The organism is Bacillus thermotolerans, assembly GCF_000812025.2.
GTDB lineage: Bacteria > Bacillota > Bacilli > Bacillales > Domibacillaceae > Quasibacillus > Quasibacillus thermotolerans.
Window position 1 is genome coordinate 1 of the sequence record NZ_JWJE02000007.1, and the last position, 20369, is coordinate 20369.

Consider the following 20369-nt stretch of genomic DNA (forward strand, 5'->3'; position numbering starts at 1 on the left):
AGCGTCTGGAATGGAAATCAACAACCCCGTTTACGGGCAAAATAAAAAGACTGTAGACGCTCGATTTCCATCGAGTTTGTCTACAGTCTGAGAGTACGCCAGTGCGGGCGTACTCTTCCTTTACCTTTCCATTATTCACTAACATTCAAATCAGTGATCGACACAGCTGCTTCTCTCACTTCTTTTCTATCAAATAAAAACGGTTTGAATTCCCAATTTGCAAACATCTGCACTTGATCCTCATAGTGTTCACTCACAGTACCGTCTTTATGGATAAAACCAACTTGGCCTGGCGGTGTAATATTAAACCCTTTCGGACCGCTTGGTGTCATTTCAAGGTAGTGATTTTCACTGCCGCGGTTCATTTCAATAATCGGCGTATCCGATCCGTAACCATGCTGAACACCGATTAATGATGTTTCTCCAAACGTCATCGTATCGATTGGCATGCGCCAGTTTTCCGCTTTCGTCCCCTTCTCTTCATGAAGCTCGGCTAGCGCTTGATCAGCGCTGTTGATTATGATCTGTTCCGCTTCCTCTTTGCTCATCCATGGATAGTTCGTCTCTTCACCAGCTAGAATTTTATAAGCAAGAGTAGCACCGTACCGATGGTCCGTTATTTCTTGCGTTAGGTTGGAGACCGAGCCTAGTGGCTGAGCAAACAATTCATCGTGTGTGATGCTCCACCACTTATCAAAGAAGGCAGCTACTCCGGCATCATATAAGCCGTCTTTATTTTTATCTTCCTTCAAATTATTCCATTGTTCCAGCTGCTTGATTAAATAAGGATAGCTTTCATTGTCTGATTGGTTCTCCTTAAGCACTTCTATTAACAATGGCTTAAAATAATGTGTACGCAGCTGGGCGAAGCTTGCTGTGTAGTTAATCTCATTTAGATCTTCGAGGTCAACCTTCTCTCTTTCTTCCATTCCGTTAATAAACTGCTGAACACGGTTATCTTTTCCCCAATAGAAGCTTCGTTCCCCGTTTCTCCATTCTTGTGATGGCTTGTTATTCCAATTCACTACGTAGCCATTATCAGGATTTACCGCTTGTGGATTCTGCTCGAACGGCTGGAAGCCTTGCCAATCATATTCTCCTGTTCCTGGCGTCGGCAATCTCTCGTCGATCTCTTCGTTCCTCACTGGTTGTTTACCTGCATGGTAATAAGCAATGTTCCCTCTTTTGTCAGCATAATACCAGTTTAGCGACATTGTGTATTCACTGGCTGCTTCCTCGAACTCTTTCAAGTTCTTTGCCCAGTTTGCTTTCATGTACGCCTGCATACTTTGGGCTTCCGTCCCGCGGAATGACCAAGACTTACTGTAAGCTACTCCTCTCTCTTCGTCTATACTAATGACTGGGCCATGAACTGTGCGATAAAAGACGGTCTCCACTTGCTCAGGCTTGCCGTCCTCTCCTCGAACGGTAAATGTTTCTGTTCGTTTCTCCATCTCTCTCCACTCGCCTTTATAAAAGTACTGAGTAGGATCGTTCGGATGAAGCTTCTCTTCAAAGATATCAGTGACATTTCCATAGCCAGCGGTTGCTGTTAGGGCGATATGTTTATTAGCCCCAAACATAATGAATGGATACCCTATAAATCCTGACCCCTCCATGTCAAAGCCGGGGGCGTGTAAACCAACTTCATATAGAAATCCTGGTGCGACAAATCCGACTTGCGGACCGCTAAATAATAAAGCATTTCCCGTCTTGGACTTGTCCTCTCCAACAATCATGGCGTTACTGCCAATCTTCAAAGGCAGACCAAGCTCTTCAGATGACTCTACAAATTCATCTCTTTCTGCTTCAATTTCCTTAGAGGCATTAATAACAGCTGAAGATAATGGCTGAACAGCCTTGTCTCCTTCCTTCTCCTCTTCAGCCTCATCTTCTGCTTGAATACTTGCCGGTGCTTCGGGATCATTTTTCCACACTAAATCATCGAACATTTTCTCTGCCTGTTCCTCACCATATGTCTGTTCTAGCTTGGCTAGAATTTCAGCATTGGTCAGTTCTTGATGATTATCCATGAAATAAGTCATTGACACGAGGTATAGCCGAACCACGTCCGTCGCATCCCATTTTCTAGGAAGGAACTTGTAATCGTGAAACTCTTTAGAAAGCTTTTCATCGGGATTCTTTAGTGCTTCCTGCACATATAACGAGATACCTTCTGCAAATTGTTGAATATATGCTCTCGGCTTATCCTCTAGATCATTGAGCATTTCCTTAATTTCTTCATCGCTATATCCGTCACGCCTTGATTGCTCATCCTTAGCTAAATACTCCTCGCCGAAGACCTCTGATACTGTACCTTCATTTCCCCGGCGAAACATTTCCAGCTGGAACAGACGATCTTTGGCCATTACATACCCATATGCTTTATACAAATCCTGCTTATTTTTAGCATATAGGTGAGGCACGCCGTATTGATCACGAATAACTGTTACATCCCCTGCCTTTTCATATCCTTTTGCCATTCCGACACTTTGCGGAAGAATGAGCACGATCATCATCACGATCGATACTAGCCACTTTTGCTTCTCCATCATCGTATGTCTTCCCCCTTGTTTTATACTACACTTACAAAACGAATTATAATTTCCTAGTTATACAATTTCATTTTATATTTGAATTTTTAGAATGTTTGATCTGAAAGTAAGTTAGCAAGCTAATTACTTCGCCTATCTTTTCCCCTGTTTTTATAGAAAAAGGGGCAAAAACAGGAGAAGGTACCCTAGTTACTTAACACTAGAGTACCTTCTTGCAACTATAAGTTAGAATCGTTATTTTTTTGAATGATATATGCTTCTCTACAATCATCATGTATAACAAAAACAAAACGAACTGTTGAAAACCTGTTCTATGTCACCTTTTAGAAAATCATTTTTTGTGGAAACTTATTCTTATTGAATTATGCTATCAAGACTCAGCAAACAGCTGTTTCACTTCCCTTTCAAGCTCTTCAATCAGCTTGAACTCCGCCTTTCTTGGTGCCAGCTTCTTCAGCACCTCGGAGTAATACCAATGCTGCTGTTTCTTCCCCCGGTTGAACCTCTCCCATACGTTCACGCCAGCCTCTTCTGCCGATTGGCGAATGCTGCGAATGTTGTGCAGTTTATCACATACAATTACCTGAAGCGCTTCTTCTGTCATAAATGGCAAAGCCTCAATTGTTGCCTGCTTTCTCTCCTCCCATGGCAGCGATTTATCCTTTTCAGATACTGCTTGGACAATATCAGCTACCCTCTTGCCAAACTCCTTTGTGAGTTCCTCATATGTTGCCTCGGTATCCTCCAGCGTATCGTGAAGAATCCCCGCTGCAATAACCTCTTCCGTGCTGCCTTCCTTTTGAAGCATCATTCCTACTGTAAAGGGGTGGGTCACATATGGAATGTTCGAACCCTTTCTAACCTGCCCCTGGTGTGCTGCAGCAGCAAATGTAATTGCCTTCTCAACCAATGTCATGACCTTTCCTCCCCTCTTTTGTGTGCATACCCTTTCTTCGATTTTCTCTTCTTCCATTCATCCTTTAGCAGTCCATAGACGACATGATCGACATAATGGTCATATAGCCACTCCGCCTGTCTGATCGTTCCTTCTTCAACAAAACCTAACCTCTCGGGAATCCTTCTGCTTCTCTTATTCTCAACAGCAGCCCGTATTTCTACCTTATTCATGCCCAGCTCCTGGAAGGCATAATCAGTTAACGCACCGGCCGCTTTCGTCATAATGCCTTTTCCTTGATAGTCCTCCCCTAGCCAGTAACCGATATAAGCAATTTTGTTTGCCCAATCGAGAGAGTTATAGCTGGCTACGCCCACAGCCTGCCCATTAAGCAGGATCATTGTCGTCATGCTTTTATTTTCCGCAAGGCCCTTTAAGGCATGCTGAATAAAGGCTTCCGTATCCCCAATTTTCCTTGTCTGGTCCAGCCACGGCAGCCAATTCCGCAAATATGGCCTCGACCGATTGGTTAGCTGGAAAATGCGGCTGGCATCCTTCATTTCTATCAGCTTTAAAGAGATCTCTTCATCAACCGTATAAACAAACATGCTTCTCCTCCTCTTCCCCATTTGCTGTTTATTGTAGCAAACCGTATCCATTCATTTTACATTTTTTCAATAATGCTATATTTTTGAAACTTCTCTTCCCTGCATGTTATTCTTTCCATGGACCGTGCCTCATTTCAACGTTCTCTAAGGCACGTATTATGTATAGAGGAGATGGTGATAACATGGCAGCAAAGCAAGTGCAGCTAGGCAAGACAGATTTATCCGTAAATCCGATTGGTCTCGGCACCAATGCAGTCGGCGGTCATAATCTCTACCCTAATTTGGATGAAGAGGCAGGAAGAGACTTGGTACGAGCAGCGCTTGATAATGGAATGAACTTCCTAGATACAGCGTTCATTTATGGTCCCGGGCGCTCAGAAGAATTAATCGGGGAGGTCTTGAAGGAGAGAAAAAACCGCTCTGAAGCAGTGATTGCTACGAAAGGCGCGCATAAATTTGCTGGTGAAGAGGTCGTATTTGATAACTCTCCCGCTTTCTTAAAGGAAGCGGTTGAAGGCAGCTTACAGCGTCTCCAAACCGATTATATTGATTTGTTCTATATTCACTTTCCTGATGAGAACACACCTAAGGATGAAGCGGTCGGTGCATTGAAAAAGCTGAAGGATGAGGGAAAAATCCGTGCCATCGGCGTATCAAACTTCTCTATAGAACAATTAAAAGAAGCGAATAAAGACGGCTATGTCGATGTTTTCCAAGGTGAATACAACCTGCTCAATCGTGAAGCAGAGAAGGAACTGTTCCCGTATGCAAAAGAGCATAATATCTCCTTCGTTCCTTATTTCCCGCTTGCTTCCGGGCTGCTGACAGGAAAATATGATAAAGATTCTCGATTTGATGACCTTCGTCAAAACCTTCCTTACTTCAAGGAGGGCAATTTTGAAAGAAACTTAGAGAAGGTTGAGCAGATCCGGTCAATTGCAGAAGCTAAGGATGCTGAGCTTGCTCATATTGTCCTTGCCTGGTATTTAACTCGAGATGTAATCGATGTAATCATTCCTGGAGCAAAGCGGTCAGAACAAGTCACCGCCAATCTGCGGACTCTGGATGTACAGTTAACCGAGGAAGAGATTCAGCAGATTTCCCAAGTGTTTCAAGCAGAATAATATCCAAAAAGGTGCCAGCCCCTTAAAGGGAGCTGGCACTTCTCTCACTTGTACTATTTCTCGCTATGCCCCTCATGAACCTGCACATGAATGCGCTCCGGATGTGTATATACATTCATCGACTCGTGACGAATAAAGCCTACTGCTGTGATACCCAGCTGGTCCGCTAATTGAACAGCCAGCTCCGTTGGGGCAGACTTCGTTAGAACAACCTCGCATCCGATTTTTGCTACCTTCAACAAAATCTCCGAGGACAGGCGGCCGCTGAATACGAGCACTTTATCGTTGATGGAAATATCGTGCCGAATGCAATGTCCGTAAATTTTATCAAGCGCATTGTGCCGGCCGATATCCATCCGGCTTAAAATAATGCCTTCCTTATCACACAAAGCGGCGTTATGAACGCCCCCAGTCCCGTGAAATAACTCAGCGGACTGCTGCATCTCGCGCATCAAACGATAGCAATCCTCCGGAGAAAGAGCAACGTGCATACCGGTCATCTTTTTGGCAGTCATTGCATCATTGACAAACACGAAGCCCTGCCGGCTCATACCGCAGCAAGAGGTTACATACCTCTTGCTCTGAAAGTTTTGAGTGTAAGGATTCAGCTTGCTCGCCTTCACATGGATAAAGCCTTCCTCTTCCTGTATCCACATATCCTCGATATCCTCGTAGCGGCGGATCAGCCCTTCAGAGGCCAAATAACCAATCGCCATATCTTCCATATACTCCGGTGTACATACTAATGTGACAAACTCTTCTCCATTGATTTTAATAGTGATCGGATGCTCAGTGACAATACGGTCTTCCGTATACCGCGCCTTTCCGTTCTCCACCCGGAGAATGCTGCGCTTCACCTCTGTCTCCTTCATTTGCCTCCTCCTTTACTCAATATGTTTATCAAAAATAAAGACTGACACGGCGATATCTTCCTCTACCTTAATATCAGAAAACAAATGGATCAGCTTTGCACCGACAAGCTCCTCTAATCCTTCAGGCGGATGGTCATCATAAACATCCTGAATCAGCTTCGTCCGCGCTGCATGAACCATCTCTTTGCCTTCAGGCGTCTTGGCAATAAATTTCTCCGTCGGCGTTAAATTGCCATACAAAGTAGAGATCGCCATATTCTCGACGAACACGCTGTGAATGCGTTCCGGTCCCTTTCCAAGCAATTCCTTTCGAAGCTTGCGGATGATATCATTGAATTCGTGAATTTTTTTAGACATGCTATATTTCTCCCTGCTTCTTTCGTTCTAGTGTTAGTATATCTTGTTTCTTCAGGTGATAACTACTATAATAATAGAAAAGATGGGAACGGGATATTGTCAAATGTTCTGCTCCTCTCGACTACATATAACAGTGGATTGGCTGTTTAGTATGGATTGCTAAAAAACTATTCCACCATGATAGCAAAATGTCTGCCATGCAGACATAGCTTCATGGTGGATTTTTTTATTCTCAAAAAGGAGGAAGACACATGGTTACCATTACGATTAACGGCAAAGAGTATACGGCTCCCTCTGGCTCTACCATTCTGGAGATCATCAATCAGCAGGACATGGCTCATCCTCAAATCTGCTACGTGCCAGAAGTGGACCCTATTCAAACATGTGATACGTGTATCGTAGAAATGAATGGAGAGCTCGTCCGTTCCTGTTCGACAGTAGCGGAAGAGGGAATGAATATTTCACTTTCCTCCCCTCGTGCGAAAGAAGCACAGACAGAGGCAATGGATCGTATTTTAGAAAACCATCTGCTTTATTGCACTGTCTGCGACAATAATAACGGAAACTGCAAGCTGCATAACACAGTTCAACAAATGGAGATTGAACATCAAAAATATCCATACACACCGAAGGCGGCCGCTTGTGAAGTCGATATGTCTCATCCATTTTACCGGTATGACCCTAACCAGTGTATCGCTTGCGGTCAGTGTGTAGAAGTGTGCCAAAATCTTCAAGTCAATGAAACTCTGTCCATTGACTGGGAAGCCGATCGTCCCCGCGTACTCTGGGATAAGGGAAGCAGCATTAATGACTCCTCCTGCGTCAGCTGCGGCCAATGCGTCACCATTTGCCCTTGCAACGCTTTAATGGAAAAGTCCATGCTGGGTGAAGCCGGCTTTATGACGGGCATGAAAGAGGAGGCACTTTCTCCAATGATTGACCTTGTAAAAGAAGTAGAGCCGGGCTACAGCGGCATTTTCGCTGTCTCTGAAGTGGAAGCAGCCATGCGGGAAACACGCACGAAAAAGACAAAAACCGTATGCACTTTTTGCGGGGTTGGCTGTTCATTTGAGGTGTGGACAAAGGGCCGAAAAATATTAAAGGTGCAGCCATCATCTGACGCACCGGTTAATGCAATTTCCACGTGTGTAAAAGGAAAGTTTGGCTGGGACTTCGTTAACTCAGAGGAGCGACTAACTACTCCTCTTATCCGTCAGGGAAATGAATTTGTCGAGGCGACATGGGAGGAAGCACTGCAGGTTGTAGCCGGCCGTCTAGGTAACATCCGTGATCAATACGGCCCAGGTTCTGTCGGCTTTATCTCTTCATCCAAGATCACGAATGAAGAAAACTATTTAATGCAAAAGTTGGCCCGGCAAGTATTCGAAACAAATGATGTCGACAACTGTTCCCGTTACTGCCAGTCTCCTGCAACCGACGGCTTGTTCCGGACCGTTGGCATGGGCGGAGATGCTGGAACCATTCAAGATATCGCTAAAGCGGGACTCGTCATGATTGTGGGGGCTAACCCTGCAGAAGGCCACCCCGTTCTGGCAACACGAGTAAAGCGTGCTCATAAGCTTTACGGGCAGAAGCTGATCGTAGCCGATGTGCGCAAGCATGAAATGGCGGAGCGTTCAGACTTATTTATTAGTCCTAAACAAGGAACTGACCAGGTATGGTTAATGGCTGTAACGAAATACATGATTGACCAAGGCTGGCATGATGAAGCCTTCATTCGGGAAAACGTAAATTTCTTTCATGAGTATAAAGAAGTGCTGGAGAAATATACGCTTGAATATGCCGAGAAAATAACAGGTGTTTCAAAGGCTGCTTTGATCCAAACAGCAGAAATGATCCGGGATGCAGACGGTACATGTATTCTTTGGGGCATGGGCGTAACCCAAAATACAGGCGGATCAGATACATCAGCGGCCATTTCTAACCTTCTGCTGGCTACGGGGAACTACCGCCGCCCGGGAGCTGGTGCTTATCCGCTTCGTGGACACAATAACGTGCAGGGTGCCTGTGATATGGGGACGCTCCCTGGCTGGCTTCCGGGTTATCAGCATATTACGGATGATGCTGCCCGGGCGAAATTCGAACAGGCTTACGGCTCCAAAATCCCCGACAAACCAGGCCTTGACAACATTCAAATGCTGCAATCCATCGATGCCGGCTATATGAAAGCGATGTACCTCGTTGGAGAAGATATGGCGCTTGTCGATTCTAACGCCAACCATGTAGATGAAGTGCTGTCCAAGCTTGATTTCTTTGTCGTTCAAGACGTCTTCTTTTCGAGAACAGCCCAATATGCTGACGTTATTTTGCCAGCCGCTCCTTCCCTTGAGAAAGAAGGAACCTTTACGAATACAGAACGACGTGTGCAGCGCTTGTACCAAGTTCTCCCAACGCTTGGCGAATCGAAGCCGGACTGGTGGATCATCCAGGAAATTGCTAACCGCCTAGGTGCAGACTGGCAATACCATCATCCAAAGGATATTTTCGAAGAAATGGCTAAGCTTACTCCGTTATTCAGTCAAGCAACCTACAATACACTTGAAGGCTGGGGCAGCTTCCTTTGGGGAAGCCATGATGGCGCAAGCACCCCGCTTCTTTATACAGACGGATTCAACTTTCCGGACAAAAAAGCGCGTTTTGCTTTATCTGATTGGGTTCTCCCAGCCGAATTTCCGGCCGAGTATGACCTGCACATAAACAATGGACGGATGCTTGAACATTTCCATGAAGGTAACATGACGAACAAATCGAAGGGCATTCAAGCGAAGGTGCCGGCTATCTTTGTTGAGGTATCACCTGAGCTTGCTAAAGAACGCGGTGTAAACGATGGGTCGCTTGTTCGGCTAATTTCACCGTTTGGCGCTCTGAAGCTCCCTGCTCTAGTCACTGACCGGGTTAAGGAAAAGGAGCTGTTCCTGCCGATGAATTCAGTTGATAAAGACTCTGCCATCAACTTCCTGACAGGACCTGCTGTGGACCAGCGCACGAATACACCGGCCTACAAGCAGACGAAGGTGCGAATGGAAGTGCTTCATGAAAAACGCGCCAACCCGCTGCCGCAAACAAACCCGCGCAATAAAAAACGCCACCCGCAAAACGGGGTTGAAGTAGAGCGGAAATGGGCGCGGCCAGGCTATGTCCCGCTAACAACAAAATAAAAAGGAGTGAAGTTTGAATGGCTGCCCCTATTACTTCTATTCGGAAACGCGAACAAACAGAGGACGAACGTACACAGAAGAAGCTGAATGATCTGCAGGGCCTCCTGGCGGATAATGAAGAAGCTTTGAACAGCATATTCAGCATTATTGGCGAACTGAATAACATGGGTGCGCTTGAAGCCGCTAACTCGGCGCTTCAGGCAAAGGAAGACATCATGGACATTGCTCTGCATCAAGCTTCCCGCGAGCCTGTGACGAATGTGCTGAATCACCTGTTAAATACAGCCGGTATCCTATCAAGCATGGATCCGGAAATGATAAGCAAGCTTGCCTCCAGCATCACAGCTGGCATAGAGGAAGCGAACGAACAGCTCCATAACAATAAGCCGCTTCATATGCTAGACTTGTTGAAGGTGCTGAAAGACCCAGATATCAACCGGGCTGTCCGCTTCGGCCTTCACTTTCTGAAAGGGATGGGCAAGGAGTTAAAAGAGGAGGAATGAAGAATAAGCTGAGAGTGTTCAAGCTCTCAGCTTCCTTCTTTTCCATCAGCGAAGGATATTACGACTCTCTCTTATTGGAAGCTCGCATCCGTTCCTGTGGGTGGGTATTTGTTGTTCCATCAGCCCGCTTGGAAGCGTAGCGTGCTTTTGCTCGTGCTTTTTCCCCTTCTCCTTGCATATTGTCATCAGGAAATCCTTTTGCTTTGTTTCTCATGTATATCCCTCCAGTTCGGTGGATTACGCCAGCTGCGTATTTCTATTATGAGTAGAAAGAGCAAAAGTATGAACAAGAGAACGAGAAATCCTCTAGACAATAATAGTCGGAAAATATACACTATTCATACTTACCTAAGCAATAAAAAGGAAAGGAGGCCATCACTTTGAATAAGAAATGGATTGTCTATATTGTCTCATTTGCCGCTTTTTTCGGCCCGTTTACTCAGACTATTTACACACCGCTTATTCCCGAAGTCCAGCAGCAATTCCAAACCTCTGAATTTGTTATTAATTTAACTATTTCTGTTTTTACCTTTGTGCTGGCCTTAATGCAAATCGTCTACGGTCCTCTTGTGGACCAGCTGGGAAGGCGAAAGGTACTATTGCCAGGTATACTTATCTACATAGCGGCCTCTGTTGGAGCAGCATTTGCACCTTCTGTCGGCCTCTTGATTTTCTTTCGGGCTCTTCAGGCAGTCGGTATTGCTGCTGGTTCTGTAGTTGCAACCACTGTGATCGGTGATTTGTTCAGCGGGAAACAATTGGGCCGCTCTATGGGCACCTTCCAAATGATGGTGTCTCTTGGCCCTGTAGCAGGTCCTGTCATCGGCGGGGTGGTCGGAGAACTCTCTGGCTTTCACGGTGTATTCTGGGTGCTGAGCGCTACTGGTCTGCTGATGTGGTTTGTGAATTACCGCTTTCTTCCCGAAACAAAAACAAATGATGAGCAGGGCAGCCGGGTTTCATTGCGGGACTTCGGCTTCATTTTAAAACATCCGATTGGCTCTTCCGTCATTCTGCTCGGCTTTGTGCAATACTTTTCCTTTTATCACTTTTTAGTATTTATGCCTTATCTTCTTGAAGACTTTTATCACTTATCAGCCAGTGAAAAGGGACTGGTTTTTCTGCCTATGTCGCTCTGCATCGTCGTTGGAACCTTTCTCGGCGGACGTCTGCAGGAGCGTTTTAATGCCAAGAAGTTTCTGTTATTCAGCTCCTCCTTGAATGTAGGGGCCATCCTGCTATTCGTACTGCTCTCTGGCCTGTCGCTCTCTATACTGGTGGCTTGCATTTCTCTATTCGGCCTTTGCCTTGGTGTATCACTTCCAGTTCAAACCACACTGTTGACACTTGCCTTTAGCCGTAACCGGGCCACAGCGATTGGCACCTATAACTTCTTCCGCTACCTCGGTATGGCCGCAGGCCCCATGATCGGCTCCTTCTTTTATGAATGGGGCGACCGGGTGGAATTCATCTTTGCAGCTGTGCTTTTCGGTGCCATTGTACTGTTCGCCGGCCGTCAGTTTATCCGGCAAGCCCAGCAGCTGTCTGCGTAAATATGTATTTGAAAAAAGGGTTCAACAGCTTAGCTGTCGAGCCCTTTTTTCAACCCTTCACCTCATATTGACCTGATTCTTACTGCGGAATTTCTTTCATCCGTTCTGTTACTTCCATGAACCATTCTTTCTGTCCTAAATCAATAGTTAAATTGGCCAAATCAAACAACTCATCTGAGGTTAGCTCATCATCCATCAGTGTCAGCTGATGATAGCTGTATCGGTACTCGCCTGCTGGCTCTCCATTTTTAATCACAAACACCTTCACACCGTGATAGCTCGATTCCAATACATACCCGATCGCATTCCGGTTTTTTACTTTCACCCAAGCCCCTGGTTTGTACATATCAATGCCCCCATATCCCGCTTATGCGGGGTTTGTTTTCCTGTCTCTTCCCCCGGCACAATAAGCAGCACCCTTTCTCTATACTATTATTGTATTCACTTCGTTCTCTCCGTGACTGCTTTTCCTACACTTTTTCAGCCAAAATTTCCTACCCTTTCATTCTCCAATCTGCTATTGATCTTTTTACTATATATATTCACTTTTTTGCCTTTTTTTACACCTGAATAAACAATTCGCATTTTTTCGCCTTTTCACCTTATCATGACATCAACAAGCCTGCTCCCGGCTATGACCGAAGCAGGCTTTGCTTTCCTATACTCATCCTTTATCGTAAGTGCTCTTCACTCAGTTCACTCAGCGAATCGGCATGGCTGGCAATCATGGCAATGATCGTGTTTGCCTCTTCTTTGCTGAAAATAAAATTAGTTTCATCTTCGAGCAGCTCTTCATCGGCTGTCTTTACCCTGTTAATCCGACGAAGAACGCCATCTCCCGTTTCCTCGACAACACCGAATTGATACGTTACCTCGACCTCATCTTCATAAGCATAGGCCGTAACTTCTGGAGTTGTCCACTCTACATCTATCTCCTCTACAGTCTCATCAGCTTCTACATAGAGCCCTTCGTCCTCCCATTCCTCGTCTTCCCATTCATCACTGCCTTCGAGGTATTGATGGAAGCTCTCATGCACTTCATCGATGATATCTTCTATGTCCTGCAGAACAACTTTAGATAAATGTTCAAAATCCATGTCCATCGTTTTAATGTAGAATTCCTCGTTATACGGATCAAAGAATAAAGCACAAAAGTGTTCGCTCTCATCCTCTTCCGTTTCTACGAAAAACTCGATCCGGGGATGCTTGGCCGCTCGGTCTATCGCCATATGGCCTACTTCATCATATTTATCACAAATTGATTCTAGATGATCGTGTAACTCTTCGCTCACTCTGTCAAACCATTCTAATGACATACAGCATCCCTCCCTTTCGTTTGATCAGCTTTAGTATGCATCTAAGCGAGCTTTCTATCCTCTTTCCAGGAGGTTTTCTTACCCGTGAGCCGTTCATACAGCGAAATCAGCAGAAGGACGATCACCAGACCCGCACTTATTCCAGCAATAATATCTGTTAAGTAATGCACACCTAGATACACCCGGCTTAAAGCAATCAGAATAATGACCGTCACTGTCACCACGGTCCAGACAAGGGAATGCTTGCGGCCAAGCTTAAACATATGTATAAGCAAATAAAGCAAGAAAAGGAGGAAGGCAGTTGAATTCATAGCATGCCCGCTTGGAAAGCTGTAGCCTCCCGCTTCAACGACCTGGCCAAAGGAAGGCCGCTCTCGCTCAAACAGTTCTTTCAGTAAACGGTTTGCCCCCCTTACTGTCCAGAAGACAATCATGATAAACAAAGCTTCCCAGTAACGCTTTCTCCACAGACCGATAATTGAAAGGACAAGGGCGAAAGGGAATAATACCTTAAATGAACCAAGCTCCGTAAAAAAGATAAAAAATCCAGTGAGGAACTTCGTTCTGATCGCTTCAAAAATAAAAATAACCTGTCGATCAAATGCTTCGACGGCAGGCAGTCCCGTGACTCCCATCAATATAGCCAAAATCATCAAGCTAACCCCAAAAACGACCGTTCTCATCCCTCAACGCCTCCTGTCGGCCTAGTTTGTTCTCTTTATTTTTAATAGAATCTGTGCTCTTATTCAACTATTAGCTCTTTGGCAGCCGATGAATGAGATGGATAATTAAACGAAAACTATAAATAATATTGCATAATGGCATCATTTTCTTACTGTACTATTAAGCCAGGAGGTGTTTTCATGCCAATACTGCCATTAAACGGAGTGAACCTTTATTATGACACGAGAGGAAGCGGAACACCGATCGTTTTCATCCATCCCCCTCTGCTGACCAGTCAGAACTTTTATTATCAAATGAACGAGCTATCCAGAGAGTTCCAAACTGTTGTATTCGACATCCGGGGACATGGAAATAGCTCATTCTCCGAAAAACCGATCACTTACCCGCTGATCTCACGAGATATAAAGCAGCTGCTGGATCACTTAGGAATACATAAAGCATTTATTTGCGGTTATTCAACCGGCGGAACCATTGCTCTCGATTTCCTGCTTTCTTACCCTGAGCGCTCTTTAGGCGGCGTCCTGCTAGGAGGCATGCCAGGAGCAAACGACCGGCCTCTAAGAAGTCAAATATCACTCGGGGTGACGCTCGCCAGCTGGAAGGCTGTCCATCCTCTCGCTCTATCGATCTCCCGCACCAATTCGGATACTCTCAGCACCTTCAAAAAGCTGTATACGAGTGCGGTAAAGGGACAAGCGGAAAATATCGAACAATATTACCGCCACAGCCTTGAGTACAACTGCACTTCAGGGCTTTCGAATATCAGCCTGCCTGTTTTGCTGTTATACGGGCAGAAGGACAGGCGTTTTCGGTCCTATGCTCGTCTTCTCAGCAAGAAGCTGCCGAACAATGACTATTTCTTAATCGGGAATGTTAAGCATCAGATTCCGACTAAAACAGCTGCAGACGTCAACCGGTTAATCAGGCGGTTCATTCACAGCTGTACAGGCATATCACAGCCTGCCTCTAGCTCTCATTCAATAACACCCAGTAACACAAAGAAGCTCTAACGAATATTAGAGCTTCTTTGTGTTAAGGGCTGGCGAGATTTCTCTTGTCTTTATTGCTGTTTATATTGCGGCTCTTCCTCTTCCATTTGCTTGATGCGGGGAGAAATAGAATCGATAAGCTGCTGAGTCTGCTGAGCTGCATTTTGATATAGCTGCTTCGCTTGCTCGTTCTCTGTTGCAAGCGCGAAGGTTTCAAAGCTTGCCTGTGCGCTTTTTAGTCCTGCCATTGTTTGTTTGACATTGCTGATGACCGTCATGAGCCATTCCTCCTTCTTGATTGTAACAACAGTTTTAGAATGGAGAATTTGCCGCTTGCTTATGCACCTCAAATGTATCCAGTTCGCACAAAAAATTCATCGCTTAATCATCAGCCAATCCCGCATAATAACGCAGGGACCTTTATGACGGAGATATGGTACCAACATCAAACAGACTGTACAGCTTATAAGCCATCATCAGCTCAAACCTTACCTCACCGTTATTTAAATCCGCCTGCAGCAGGTCAGAAATCCGTTCGAGCCGATACTCCAGCGTGCTGCGGTGTATGTACAGCTCTTCTGAAGCTTTTCTGAGATTTCCGTTATGCTGCAGAAACATATAGAGCGTGTACAATAAATCAACCTGGTTATTCTTCGAATACTCCATTAACGGGCCAAGCTTTTTCTTAACGAACAGCTCTGCCGTTACTTGGTCACTTGCCTGGCTTAGTATGCTGTAAGCCCCTAAGTCATCATAGAAGGAATAGCCACCGCTCCGGCGATGCATCGTCACACTCGCCGCCTTTGCCGCTTCCATATAGCAAGCGTAATACTCCTCTATTCGTTTCGCTTTGCCGCCAATGCCTATATAAACCTGAGAAGAGGGGCTTTCCTGCTTCATTAGTTCAATGACCCTTGTATAAATGCCCTGCCAATAAACAGCTGGCGGTGTATCATTCACTTTTACAATCATGATAAATTCGTTATTCTTCCGGGTGAAAATAATGTTAGGATCATAGGAGGTCAACCGGGTCTTTATCTGCTCCCATAGCCACGATTTATATTCCTCCATCATAACCACGTCCCGGTCGTTCTCCTCCATCGAGAATGTCAGCACAGCGACTCGATGAGGCTCCATGATGTTCCAGTTCGTTAAAGCGGCATACTGGATAATTTTCTCTTTATCCTCCATTCGTTCCTCAAACAGCTGATTTACAAAGCTCTCTTTTACCTGCTCTGTTGCATCGAGAACCAGTTTCTGCTTAATGAATTCAATCGCAAAAGTATTCAGCGCATGGTCCAGCGTTAGCCGCCATACCCGATCGACTCTTCTTTTCTTGCTGTTGAGAACGGCATAGCCAAGCACATCACGGCCGCCGACAATCGGCCAAACGACACATGGCGTTTCTTCACTTTCATCAAGCCACATCTCTTTCGACCTCAGCTGCATAACCTGCTTTTTCTGAGCAGCGACCTTTTCTTCTATGATCGGCTGAAGAGAGGATTTCCCCTCCTCAAAGTGATGCGAAATTGGCTGCAAAAAGCGGTCATATAACATGATAGAACTTTCAAGCATAGAGCTGATCGTCTTAGTAATATCACTGATATCTTCCCCATCCACCATCTTCTTAACAAGCTCCTGATGATGGGCCATAATCCGTTCGAGACGCTTCTTTCCTTCTAACTCCTCTTTGTAGAGACGTGCATTCTCGATTTGCATGGAAACAAAGTCAGAGACAAATGTAAGAAATTCCAGGTCTTCATCGGAGAAGGGCTCGTCTTCTTTATAAACATACAAGGCCCCGATGGTCTTCAGATGTACAATTAACGGAACGGTAAGCTTCATCCCGCCTGTCTGCTCTACAAATGGGAAATGGCTGTTCAGCGACATTCCTGCTTGCCATTTTACGTTCTCTAGAAGATCTGCTTTCCCATAAGCCGGCGGATGAAAGATAAATTGACTATTGTTTTCGTCAAACAGATAGACAGCTGCCATGGTCGCCTGTGTGCCTTTTCCCGCTCGCTCTACCACCTTCTCAATAACCTGTTCAATGGAAGAACCCGGAAAGATGTTTTGCTTGATCCACTCCATGCCCTTAATCTTTCGCTTTTGTCTTTCCTTCTCGCGTGCCGCGTGCAGCGCAATGGCTACATCATGGCCAAATTGAGTAAAGATTTCCTCCGCCTCAATAATTAACGGCACAAATCCTCGGAAGCCAATCACGCAAATGCCGAAGCTTTCCTGTTCATTCATTAAAGGAACCGTGAACCAAGTGGATAAGCTCTCTTTTTGCATAGCTTCGTGAAAGGCACAGGTGACCTGCTCTTCTTTATGATTTGGCCACCAAAGCGCGTCCCTCATTAAATTGGGAGAACAACTGTCTATGTCAAGCTGCAATGTCTCTCCTACCTTGAAACCTTCGCCGATCCAGCTTTTAGGGACAAGACGCCCCTCCTCATTCAAAACAACGGCTACTAAATCACAGGTGAACTCTTTATAAAATGAATCAAGTAAATAGTTCAACGTTTCTTGAACGGTATCAAAACTAATCAACTGACGGGTGATACGACGAAGATGCTGATCAATCTTTTTCTTAAGCTTCTCCTTTTTATCCACTATCGACAAAGAAACTCCCCCTTGTTTCCCTTCATTTTCTCCCCAATAAAAAAACACCCTTTTTACTATTGTAGGTGTCTTTTAGCTTTCCTACAATATAAGGGCGTTTTTTCTATCCAAGGCGCCAGATGCACCTGTGAAGTGTTTATCCTGTTTTCTCTATCTCTGTCTTCTCTTGTACTGGCGTCTCTTTCGTTCCCGTGCGCTGAATCAGCAAGTAAAGAACTATGCCGGCAACGATGGCATACGTCGCTCCGTAGGCAAATAAAACAATGGCCATTACTCCGCCTACGCCACGCTCCATAGGACTTCTCAGCTGTTCCATTCCGACGGAAATACAAAGGTAACCAGTAATAATTAATGTTAATGAAAGCGCGATCGGCAATACTGGCTGAAAAAGACTGACAAGCGGCAACAGCAGGTTAGCTAGCAGCATCGCTAGCAGCAAGGAAGCGGATCCCGAATACACACTGTCCATTGCCGTTCTTCCATATTTATAACGCTCTAATACAGACGCCGTTCCAGCTGTAAAGATCGGTCCTGCTAAGCCAGGATGAGGAGCAAATAGTGCATGGATCATGTTTCTGACGAAGGCCAAAATATGCAGACGGCTCAAGTCCAGGTGAACGTTCTCATCATCCCGGGTCTCGCTTGCCTTTTTAAATAACGACTCTCCGACAACAATATCTCCATAGGCAATGATATAGGCAATTAAAGCGGTTGGTAACGCCATCAAAAAGACATCAATACCAGGAAAGCCAACGGTAAATGGTGTGAACTTCCAAAGCTCAGCCAGATCTGGAATAACAATCCCCCATTCTACCTTCGGAGCTGGGTATTCTTTGGCAAGCCAGCCGATAGCAATAGCTGCGATAATAGCCGGCATAATCCCGTAGTTTCCAATCACCTTGGCTGCCTTGCTGGATTGATATAGACGCTGGAATGATTGAGAAAACATAATATAGAAGCAAATAGCTGTACCGATAATTAATGAAATCGGCGTCGATGCCAGCCGGCCGCCGTCAATAATCTCCCCATGTATAGCAGCAATTCCGGCACCGACTAATATACCTCCCTTTAAAGAATGAGGAAGCTTTGTAACAATCAGCTTGCCTAATCCTGTAATCCCCAGCAATAGAAAGATGACGGCTATAGAAATTTGAAGAGCAATGAGAGCTTGAACGGCTCCCGGTCCAGGCTCAAAGTTTCCTAAGAAGATCACAATGAGCGGAATGGCTGCGGTAATAAAACCCGGCACCAGCGGTACACCAAACACGGGGCCCATAAGCATGGTGACGAGATAAAGAATTGCCGCGGCTAATGCCGCTTCATAGGAAAAGCCTACATTGTTTTGCAGCAGAGGGATAATTGATAATCCAATGGAAAACAAAACAAACCCTTGAATGATCTCTGGAGCTTCAAGCCGAAAGTGAATAAAGGGCAGCCTTAATTCAAATGGTCCCAGCTTCCAATACGGCGGCACTTCCCCATGTTTCCGCTTATAAATGGCCATATTCTTTTCTCCTTTTAAAAGAATGATAAGATCTTGCGGCAAGCTGACTTTTCTTTACTCTTGAACTGTCTGCCTGATCAGGAAGAAAGGATTTCCTTTGCAATGACTACTCGCTGAATCTGGTTCGTGCCTTCGTAAATCTGCATGATCTTCGCATCCCGGAAATATTTTTCCACCGGATAGTCGCGGATAAAACCATAGCCGCCAAAGATCTGAACGGCATCTGTGGCTACGCTCATTGCTGTGTCAGAAGCAAAGCACTTTGCGAAAGAGGCATGCTGAGCAGATGGGCGTCCTTCCTGAAGGAGCCCGACCGCTTTGTGGACAAGCAGGCGTGCTGCTTCAATATTCATCGCCATATCTGCCAGCATGAACTGGATCGCCTGCAGGTTGGCGATAGGCTTGCCGAATTGCTTTCGCTCTTTTGCATAATCGATAGAGGCCTCATAAGCAGCCTGCGCAATTCCTAGTGCCTGGGCGCCCACCATCGGCCTTGCATGCATTAAAGCCTTCATGAAGATTTTAAATCCTTCACCTTCGGCCCCAATCCGGTTAGAGGCCGGTACAACGACCTCTTCAAAAATGACAGATGCCGTGTTAGATGACCGTAACCCTAACTTTTTTTCCTTCTCTCCAACCGTCACACCCAAAGATTCGCGGTCTACAATGAAGGCTGTGAAATTTTTGTCTTTGCCTTCCTCCTTGAGGTTTGCTAACACGACGAAGAAGTCAGCGTAACTGGCATTCGTGATAAAGCATTTTTCCCCATCGAGCACATATTCACTGCCGACTCTTCTCGCTGTTGTGGACAAAGAGCTGACGTCGCTCCCGGCTCCCGGCTCTGTCAGTGCAAAAGAAGCGAACTTTCCTTCACGCGTCAGCTTAGTTAAATATTTCTGTTTGAGCTCTTCGCTCGCCCCTACTAAAATCGGATAAGACGATAAGGAGTTTGCCTCTATGCTTGTGGCTACTCCTGCGCATGCTTTCGCAATTTCCTCCACGATGATGGCATGCGACATCTTATCGATCCCAGGGCCGCCATACTGCTCTGGAATCGCCAGATTAGCCAGCCCGTATTCCCGCATTTTCTGAAACAGCTCTACTGGAAAGGCCTCTTCTTCATCATATTTGCTGGCAGCTGGAGCAATCTCATTCGCCGCGAAGTCCCTTGCCATAGCTTGGATAGCTTCTTGTTCATCAATCAATTGAAAGCTCATTGTTTTTCACCTCGTGTATTCTTCTCCTTCTTTAAAAACTCCAGCGCTTTCGAAGAACGAGCAAAGAGAATGCAGCCTTCTCTCGTAAAAGGAGCATGGATCGTCTCTTGCGGCGTGAAAAGGTAATCTCCTTGTGAAAGCTGGTACTTTCCGACGCGCACTTCTCCCTCTATGACATACACCTCTTCGTCAGCAGGATGTGTATGTAAGGGAAAGGAGCTGTTCGGCTCCATTTTGATTAATACTGTACTTCCTCCCTCTTCAAATCGGTAAAGCGTTTTCAAAAACACTCCTTCAAAAGGCAGCGGCTTCCACTCTTTACTTGCTGGCACATAGCGGCTTTCCCGCTGCTGTACAGCTTTTTCGCTCATATTCTCCCCTCCTTTGC

General features: G+C 45.5%; 19 protein-coding genes. 5 read left to right on the forward strand and 14 right to left on the reverse strand.

Features of this window, described 5'->3' with window-relative positions; genetic code table 11:
- Positions 1-131: 131 nt before the first annotated feature.
- The 3 genes from QY97_RS04170 to QY97_RS04180 form a co-directional block, all read right to left on the reverse strand.
- Entirely contained in the window at positions 132-2555 is a 2424-nt protein-coding gene (locus QY97_RS04170; RefSeq protein ID WP_039233131.1) for a penicillin acylase family protein, read from the reverse strand.
- A gap of 370 nt (positions 2556-2925) precedes the next feature.
- Entirely contained in the window at positions 2926-3471 is a 546-nt protein-coding gene (locus QY97_RS04175) for an HD domain-containing protein (protein WP_039233133.1), read from the reverse strand.
- Positions 3468-4058: a GNAT family N-acetyltransferase gene (locus tag QY97_RS04180; protein ID WP_046128483.1), complete on the reverse strand. Its 591-nt coding sequence runs from the start codon at positions 4056-4058 to the stop codon at positions 3468-3470. Before QY97_RS04180 ends, QY97_RS04175 begins: the two co-directional genes overlap by 4 nt.
- Before the next feature lie 182 nt (positions 4059-4240).
- Here QY97_RS04180 and QY97_RS04185 point away from each other — a divergent pair, with 182 nt between their 5' ends.
- A complete protein-coding gene (locus QY97_RS04185; protein WP_039233138.1) occupies positions 4241-5182 on the forward strand; it encodes an aldo/keto reductase in 942 nt (313 codons plus the stop codon).
- A gap of 53 nt (positions 5183-5235) precedes the next feature.
- Here the strand turns inward: QY97_RS04185 and fdhD are convergent, their stop codons facing one another.
- Both fdhD and QY97_RS04195 read right to left on the reverse strand, forming a co-directional pair.
- Positions 5236-6054 carry a formate dehydrogenase accessory sulfurtransferase FdhD gene (gene fdhD, locus QY97_RS04190; RefSeq protein WP_039233140.1) on the reverse strand — a complete coding sequence of 273 codons (819 nt, stop codon included), beginning with the start codon at positions 6052-6054 and terminating at the stop codon, positions 5236-5238.
- A 12-nt stretch (positions 6055-6066) separates the two neighbouring features.
- The gene (locus tag QY97_RS04195; protein WP_039233142.1) at positions 6067-6411 is read right to left on the reverse strand and encodes a DUF2294 domain-containing protein; all 345 of its coding nucleotides are present in this window, start codon (positions 6409-6411) and stop codon (positions 6067-6069) included.
- A 251-nt stretch (positions 6412-6662) separates the two neighbouring features.
- On the opposite strand from QY97_RS04195, the gene fdhF reads away from it, so the two are divergent.
- Positions 6663-9590, forward strand: coding sequence for a formate dehydrogenase subunit alpha (fdhF, locus tag QY97_RS04200; protein WP_039233145.1), 2928 nt, complete (start codon positions 6663-6665; stop codon positions 9588-9590).
- A gap of 17 nt (positions 9591-9607) precedes the next feature.
- A complete protein-coding gene (locus tag QY97_RS04205) occupies positions 9608-10093 on the forward strand; it encodes a DUF1641 domain-containing protein (protein WP_039233147.1) in 486 nt (161 codons plus the stop codon).
- Positions 10094-10151: 58 nt separating this feature from the next.
- Here QY97_RS04205 and sspK read toward each other — a convergent pair whose 3' ends face one another.
- Positions 10152-10307, reverse strand: coding sequence for a small, acid-soluble spore protein K (sspK, locus tag QY97_RS04210; protein WP_039233151.1), 156 nt, complete (start codon positions 10305-10307; stop codon positions 10152-10154).
- 166 nt (positions 10308-10473) lie between these two features.
- Between sspK and QY97_RS04215 the strand changes: the two genes are divergently transcribed.
- Positions 10474-11646 carry an MFS transporter gene (locus QY97_RS04215; RefSeq protein ID WP_039233152.1) on the forward strand — a complete coding sequence of 391 codons (1173 nt, stop codon included), beginning with the start codon at positions 10474-10476 and terminating at the stop codon, positions 11644-11646.
- Between the two features lie 79 nt (positions 11647-11725).
- Here the strand turns inward: QY97_RS04215 and QY97_RS04220 are convergent, their stop codons facing one another.
- From QY97_RS04220 to QY97_RS04230, 3 genes are all read right to left on the reverse strand, one after another.
- Entirely contained in the window at positions 11726-11992 is a 267-nt protein-coding gene (locus tag QY97_RS04220) for a hypothetical protein (RefSeq protein ID WP_039233154.1), read from the reverse strand.
- A gap of 325 nt (positions 11993-12317) precedes the next feature.
- On the reverse strand, positions 12318-12962 hold the full coding sequence (locus QY97_RS04225) for a hypothetical protein (protein ID WP_039233156.1): 645 nt from the start codon (positions 12960-12962) through the stop codon (positions 12318-12320).
- 41 nt (positions 12963-13003) lie between these two features.
- The gene (locus tag QY97_RS04230) at positions 13004-13645 is read right to left on the reverse strand and encodes a phosphatase PAP2 family protein (protein WP_039233160.1); all 642 of its coding nucleotides are present in this window, start codon (positions 13643-13645) and stop codon (positions 13004-13006) included.
- Positions 13646-13825: 180 nt separating this feature from the next.
- Here QY97_RS04230 and QY97_RS04235 point away from each other — a divergent pair, with 180 nt between their 5' ends.
- Positions 13826-14656, forward strand: coding sequence for an alpha/beta fold hydrolase (locus tag QY97_RS04235; RefSeq protein WP_046128482.1), 831 nt, complete (start codon positions 13826-13828; stop codon positions 14654-14656).
- Positions 14657-14706: 50 nt separating this feature from the next.
- Here QY97_RS04235 and QY97_RS04240 read toward each other — a convergent pair whose 3' ends face one another.
- The 5 genes from QY97_RS04240 to QY97_RS04260 form a co-directional block, all read right to left on the reverse strand.
- Positions 14707-14913 (reverse strand): DUF1657 domain-containing protein, encoded by a 207-nt coding sequence (locus QY97_RS04240; protein WP_039233164.1) that lies wholly within the window; start codon positions 14911-14913, stop codon positions 14707-14709.
- 142 nt (positions 14914-15055) lie between these two features.
- Positions 15056-17251: a helix-turn-helix domain-containing protein gene (locus QY97_RS04245; RefSeq protein ID WP_232506240.1), complete on the reverse strand. Its 2196-nt coding sequence runs from the start codon at positions 17249-17251 to the stop codon at positions 15056-15058.
- 145 nt (positions 17252-17396) lie between these two features.
- Positions 17397-18764, reverse strand: a complete 1368-nt coding sequence (locus QY97_RS04250; protein WP_039233166.1) for a solute carrier family 23 protein — start codon at positions 18762-18764, stop codon at positions 17397-17399.
- Positions 18765-18841: 77 nt separating this feature from the next.
- Complete coding sequence (locus QY97_RS04255; protein WP_039233169.1) at positions 18842-19981, reverse strand: acyl-CoA dehydrogenase family protein; 1140 nt, start codon at positions 19979-19981, stop codon at positions 18842-18844.
- Positions 19978-20352 (reverse strand): cupin domain-containing protein, encoded by a 375-nt coding sequence (locus tag QY97_RS04260; RefSeq protein ID WP_052717127.1) that lies wholly within the window; start codon positions 20350-20352, stop codon positions 19978-19980. Before QY97_RS04260 ends, QY97_RS04255 begins: the two co-directional genes overlap by 4 nt.
- Positions 20353-20369 lie beyond the last annotated feature (17 nt).

Bases quoted from the DNA above. Each gene is read 5' to 3' on its own strand.
- QY97_RS04170 (WP_039233131.1), bottom strand. From the start codon at position 2,555: ATGATGGAGAAGCAAAAGTGGCTAGTATCGATCGTGATGATGATCGTG.
- QY97_RS04175 (WP_039233133.1), bottom strand. From the start codon at position 3,471: ATGACATTGGTTGAGAAGGCAATTACATTTGCTGCTGCAGCACACCAG.
- QY97_RS04180 (WP_046128483.1), bottom strand. From the start codon at position 4,058: ATGTTTGTTTATACGGTTGATGAAGAGATCTCTTTAAAGCTGATAGAA.
- QY97_RS04185 (WP_039233138.1), top strand. From the start codon at position 4,241: ATGGCAGCAAAGCAAGTGCAGCTAGGCAAGACAGATTTATCCGTAAAT.
- fdhD (WP_039233140.1), bottom strand. From the start codon at position 6,054: ATGAAGGAGACAGAGGTGAAGCGCAGCATTCTCCGGGTGGAGAACGGA.
- QY97_RS04195 (WP_039233142.1), bottom strand. From the start codon at position 6,411: ATGTCTAAAAAAATTCACGAATTCAATGATATCATCCGCAAGCTTCGA.
- fdhF (WP_039233145.1), top strand. From the start codon at position 6,663: ATGGTTACCATTACGATTAACGGCAAAGAGTATACGGCTCCCTCTGGC.
- QY97_RS04205 (WP_039233147.1), top strand. From the start codon at position 9,608: ATGGCTGCCCCTATTACTTCTATTCGGAAACGCGAACAAACAGAGGAC.
- sspK (WP_039233151.1), bottom strand. From the start codon at position 10,307: ATGAGAAACAAAGCAAAAGGATTTCCTGATGACAATATGCAAGGAGAA.
- QY97_RS04220 (WP_039233154.1), bottom strand. From the start codon at position 11,992: ATGTACAAACCAGGGGCTTGGGTGAAAGTAAAAAACCGGAATGCGATC.
- QY97_RS04225 (WP_039233156.1), bottom strand. From the start codon at position 12,962: ATGTCATTAGAATGGTTTGACAGAGTGAGCGAAGAGTTACACGATCAT.
- QY97_RS04230 (WP_039233160.1), bottom strand. From the start codon at position 13,645: ATGAGAACGGTCGTTTTTGGGGTTAGCTTGATGATTTTGGCTATATTG.
- QY97_RS04235 (WP_046128482.1), top strand. From the start codon at position 13,826: ATGCCAATACTGCCATTAAACGGAGTGAACCTTTATTATGACACGAGA.
- QY97_RS04240 (WP_039233164.1), bottom strand. From the start codon at position 14,913: ATGACGGTCATCAGCAATGTCAAACAAACAATGGCAGGACTAAAAAGC.
- QY97_RS04250 (WP_039233166.1), bottom strand. From the start codon at position 18,764: ATGGCCATTTATAAGCGGAAACATGGGGAAGTGCCGCCGTATTGGAAG.
- QY97_RS04255 (WP_039233169.1), bottom strand. From the start codon at position 19,981: ATGAGCTTTCAATTGATTGATGAACAAGAAGCTATCCAAGCTATGGCA.
- QY97_RS04260 (WP_052717127.1), bottom strand. From the start codon at position 20,352: ATGAGCGAAAAAGCTGTACAGCAGCGGGAAAGCCGCTATGTGCCAGCA.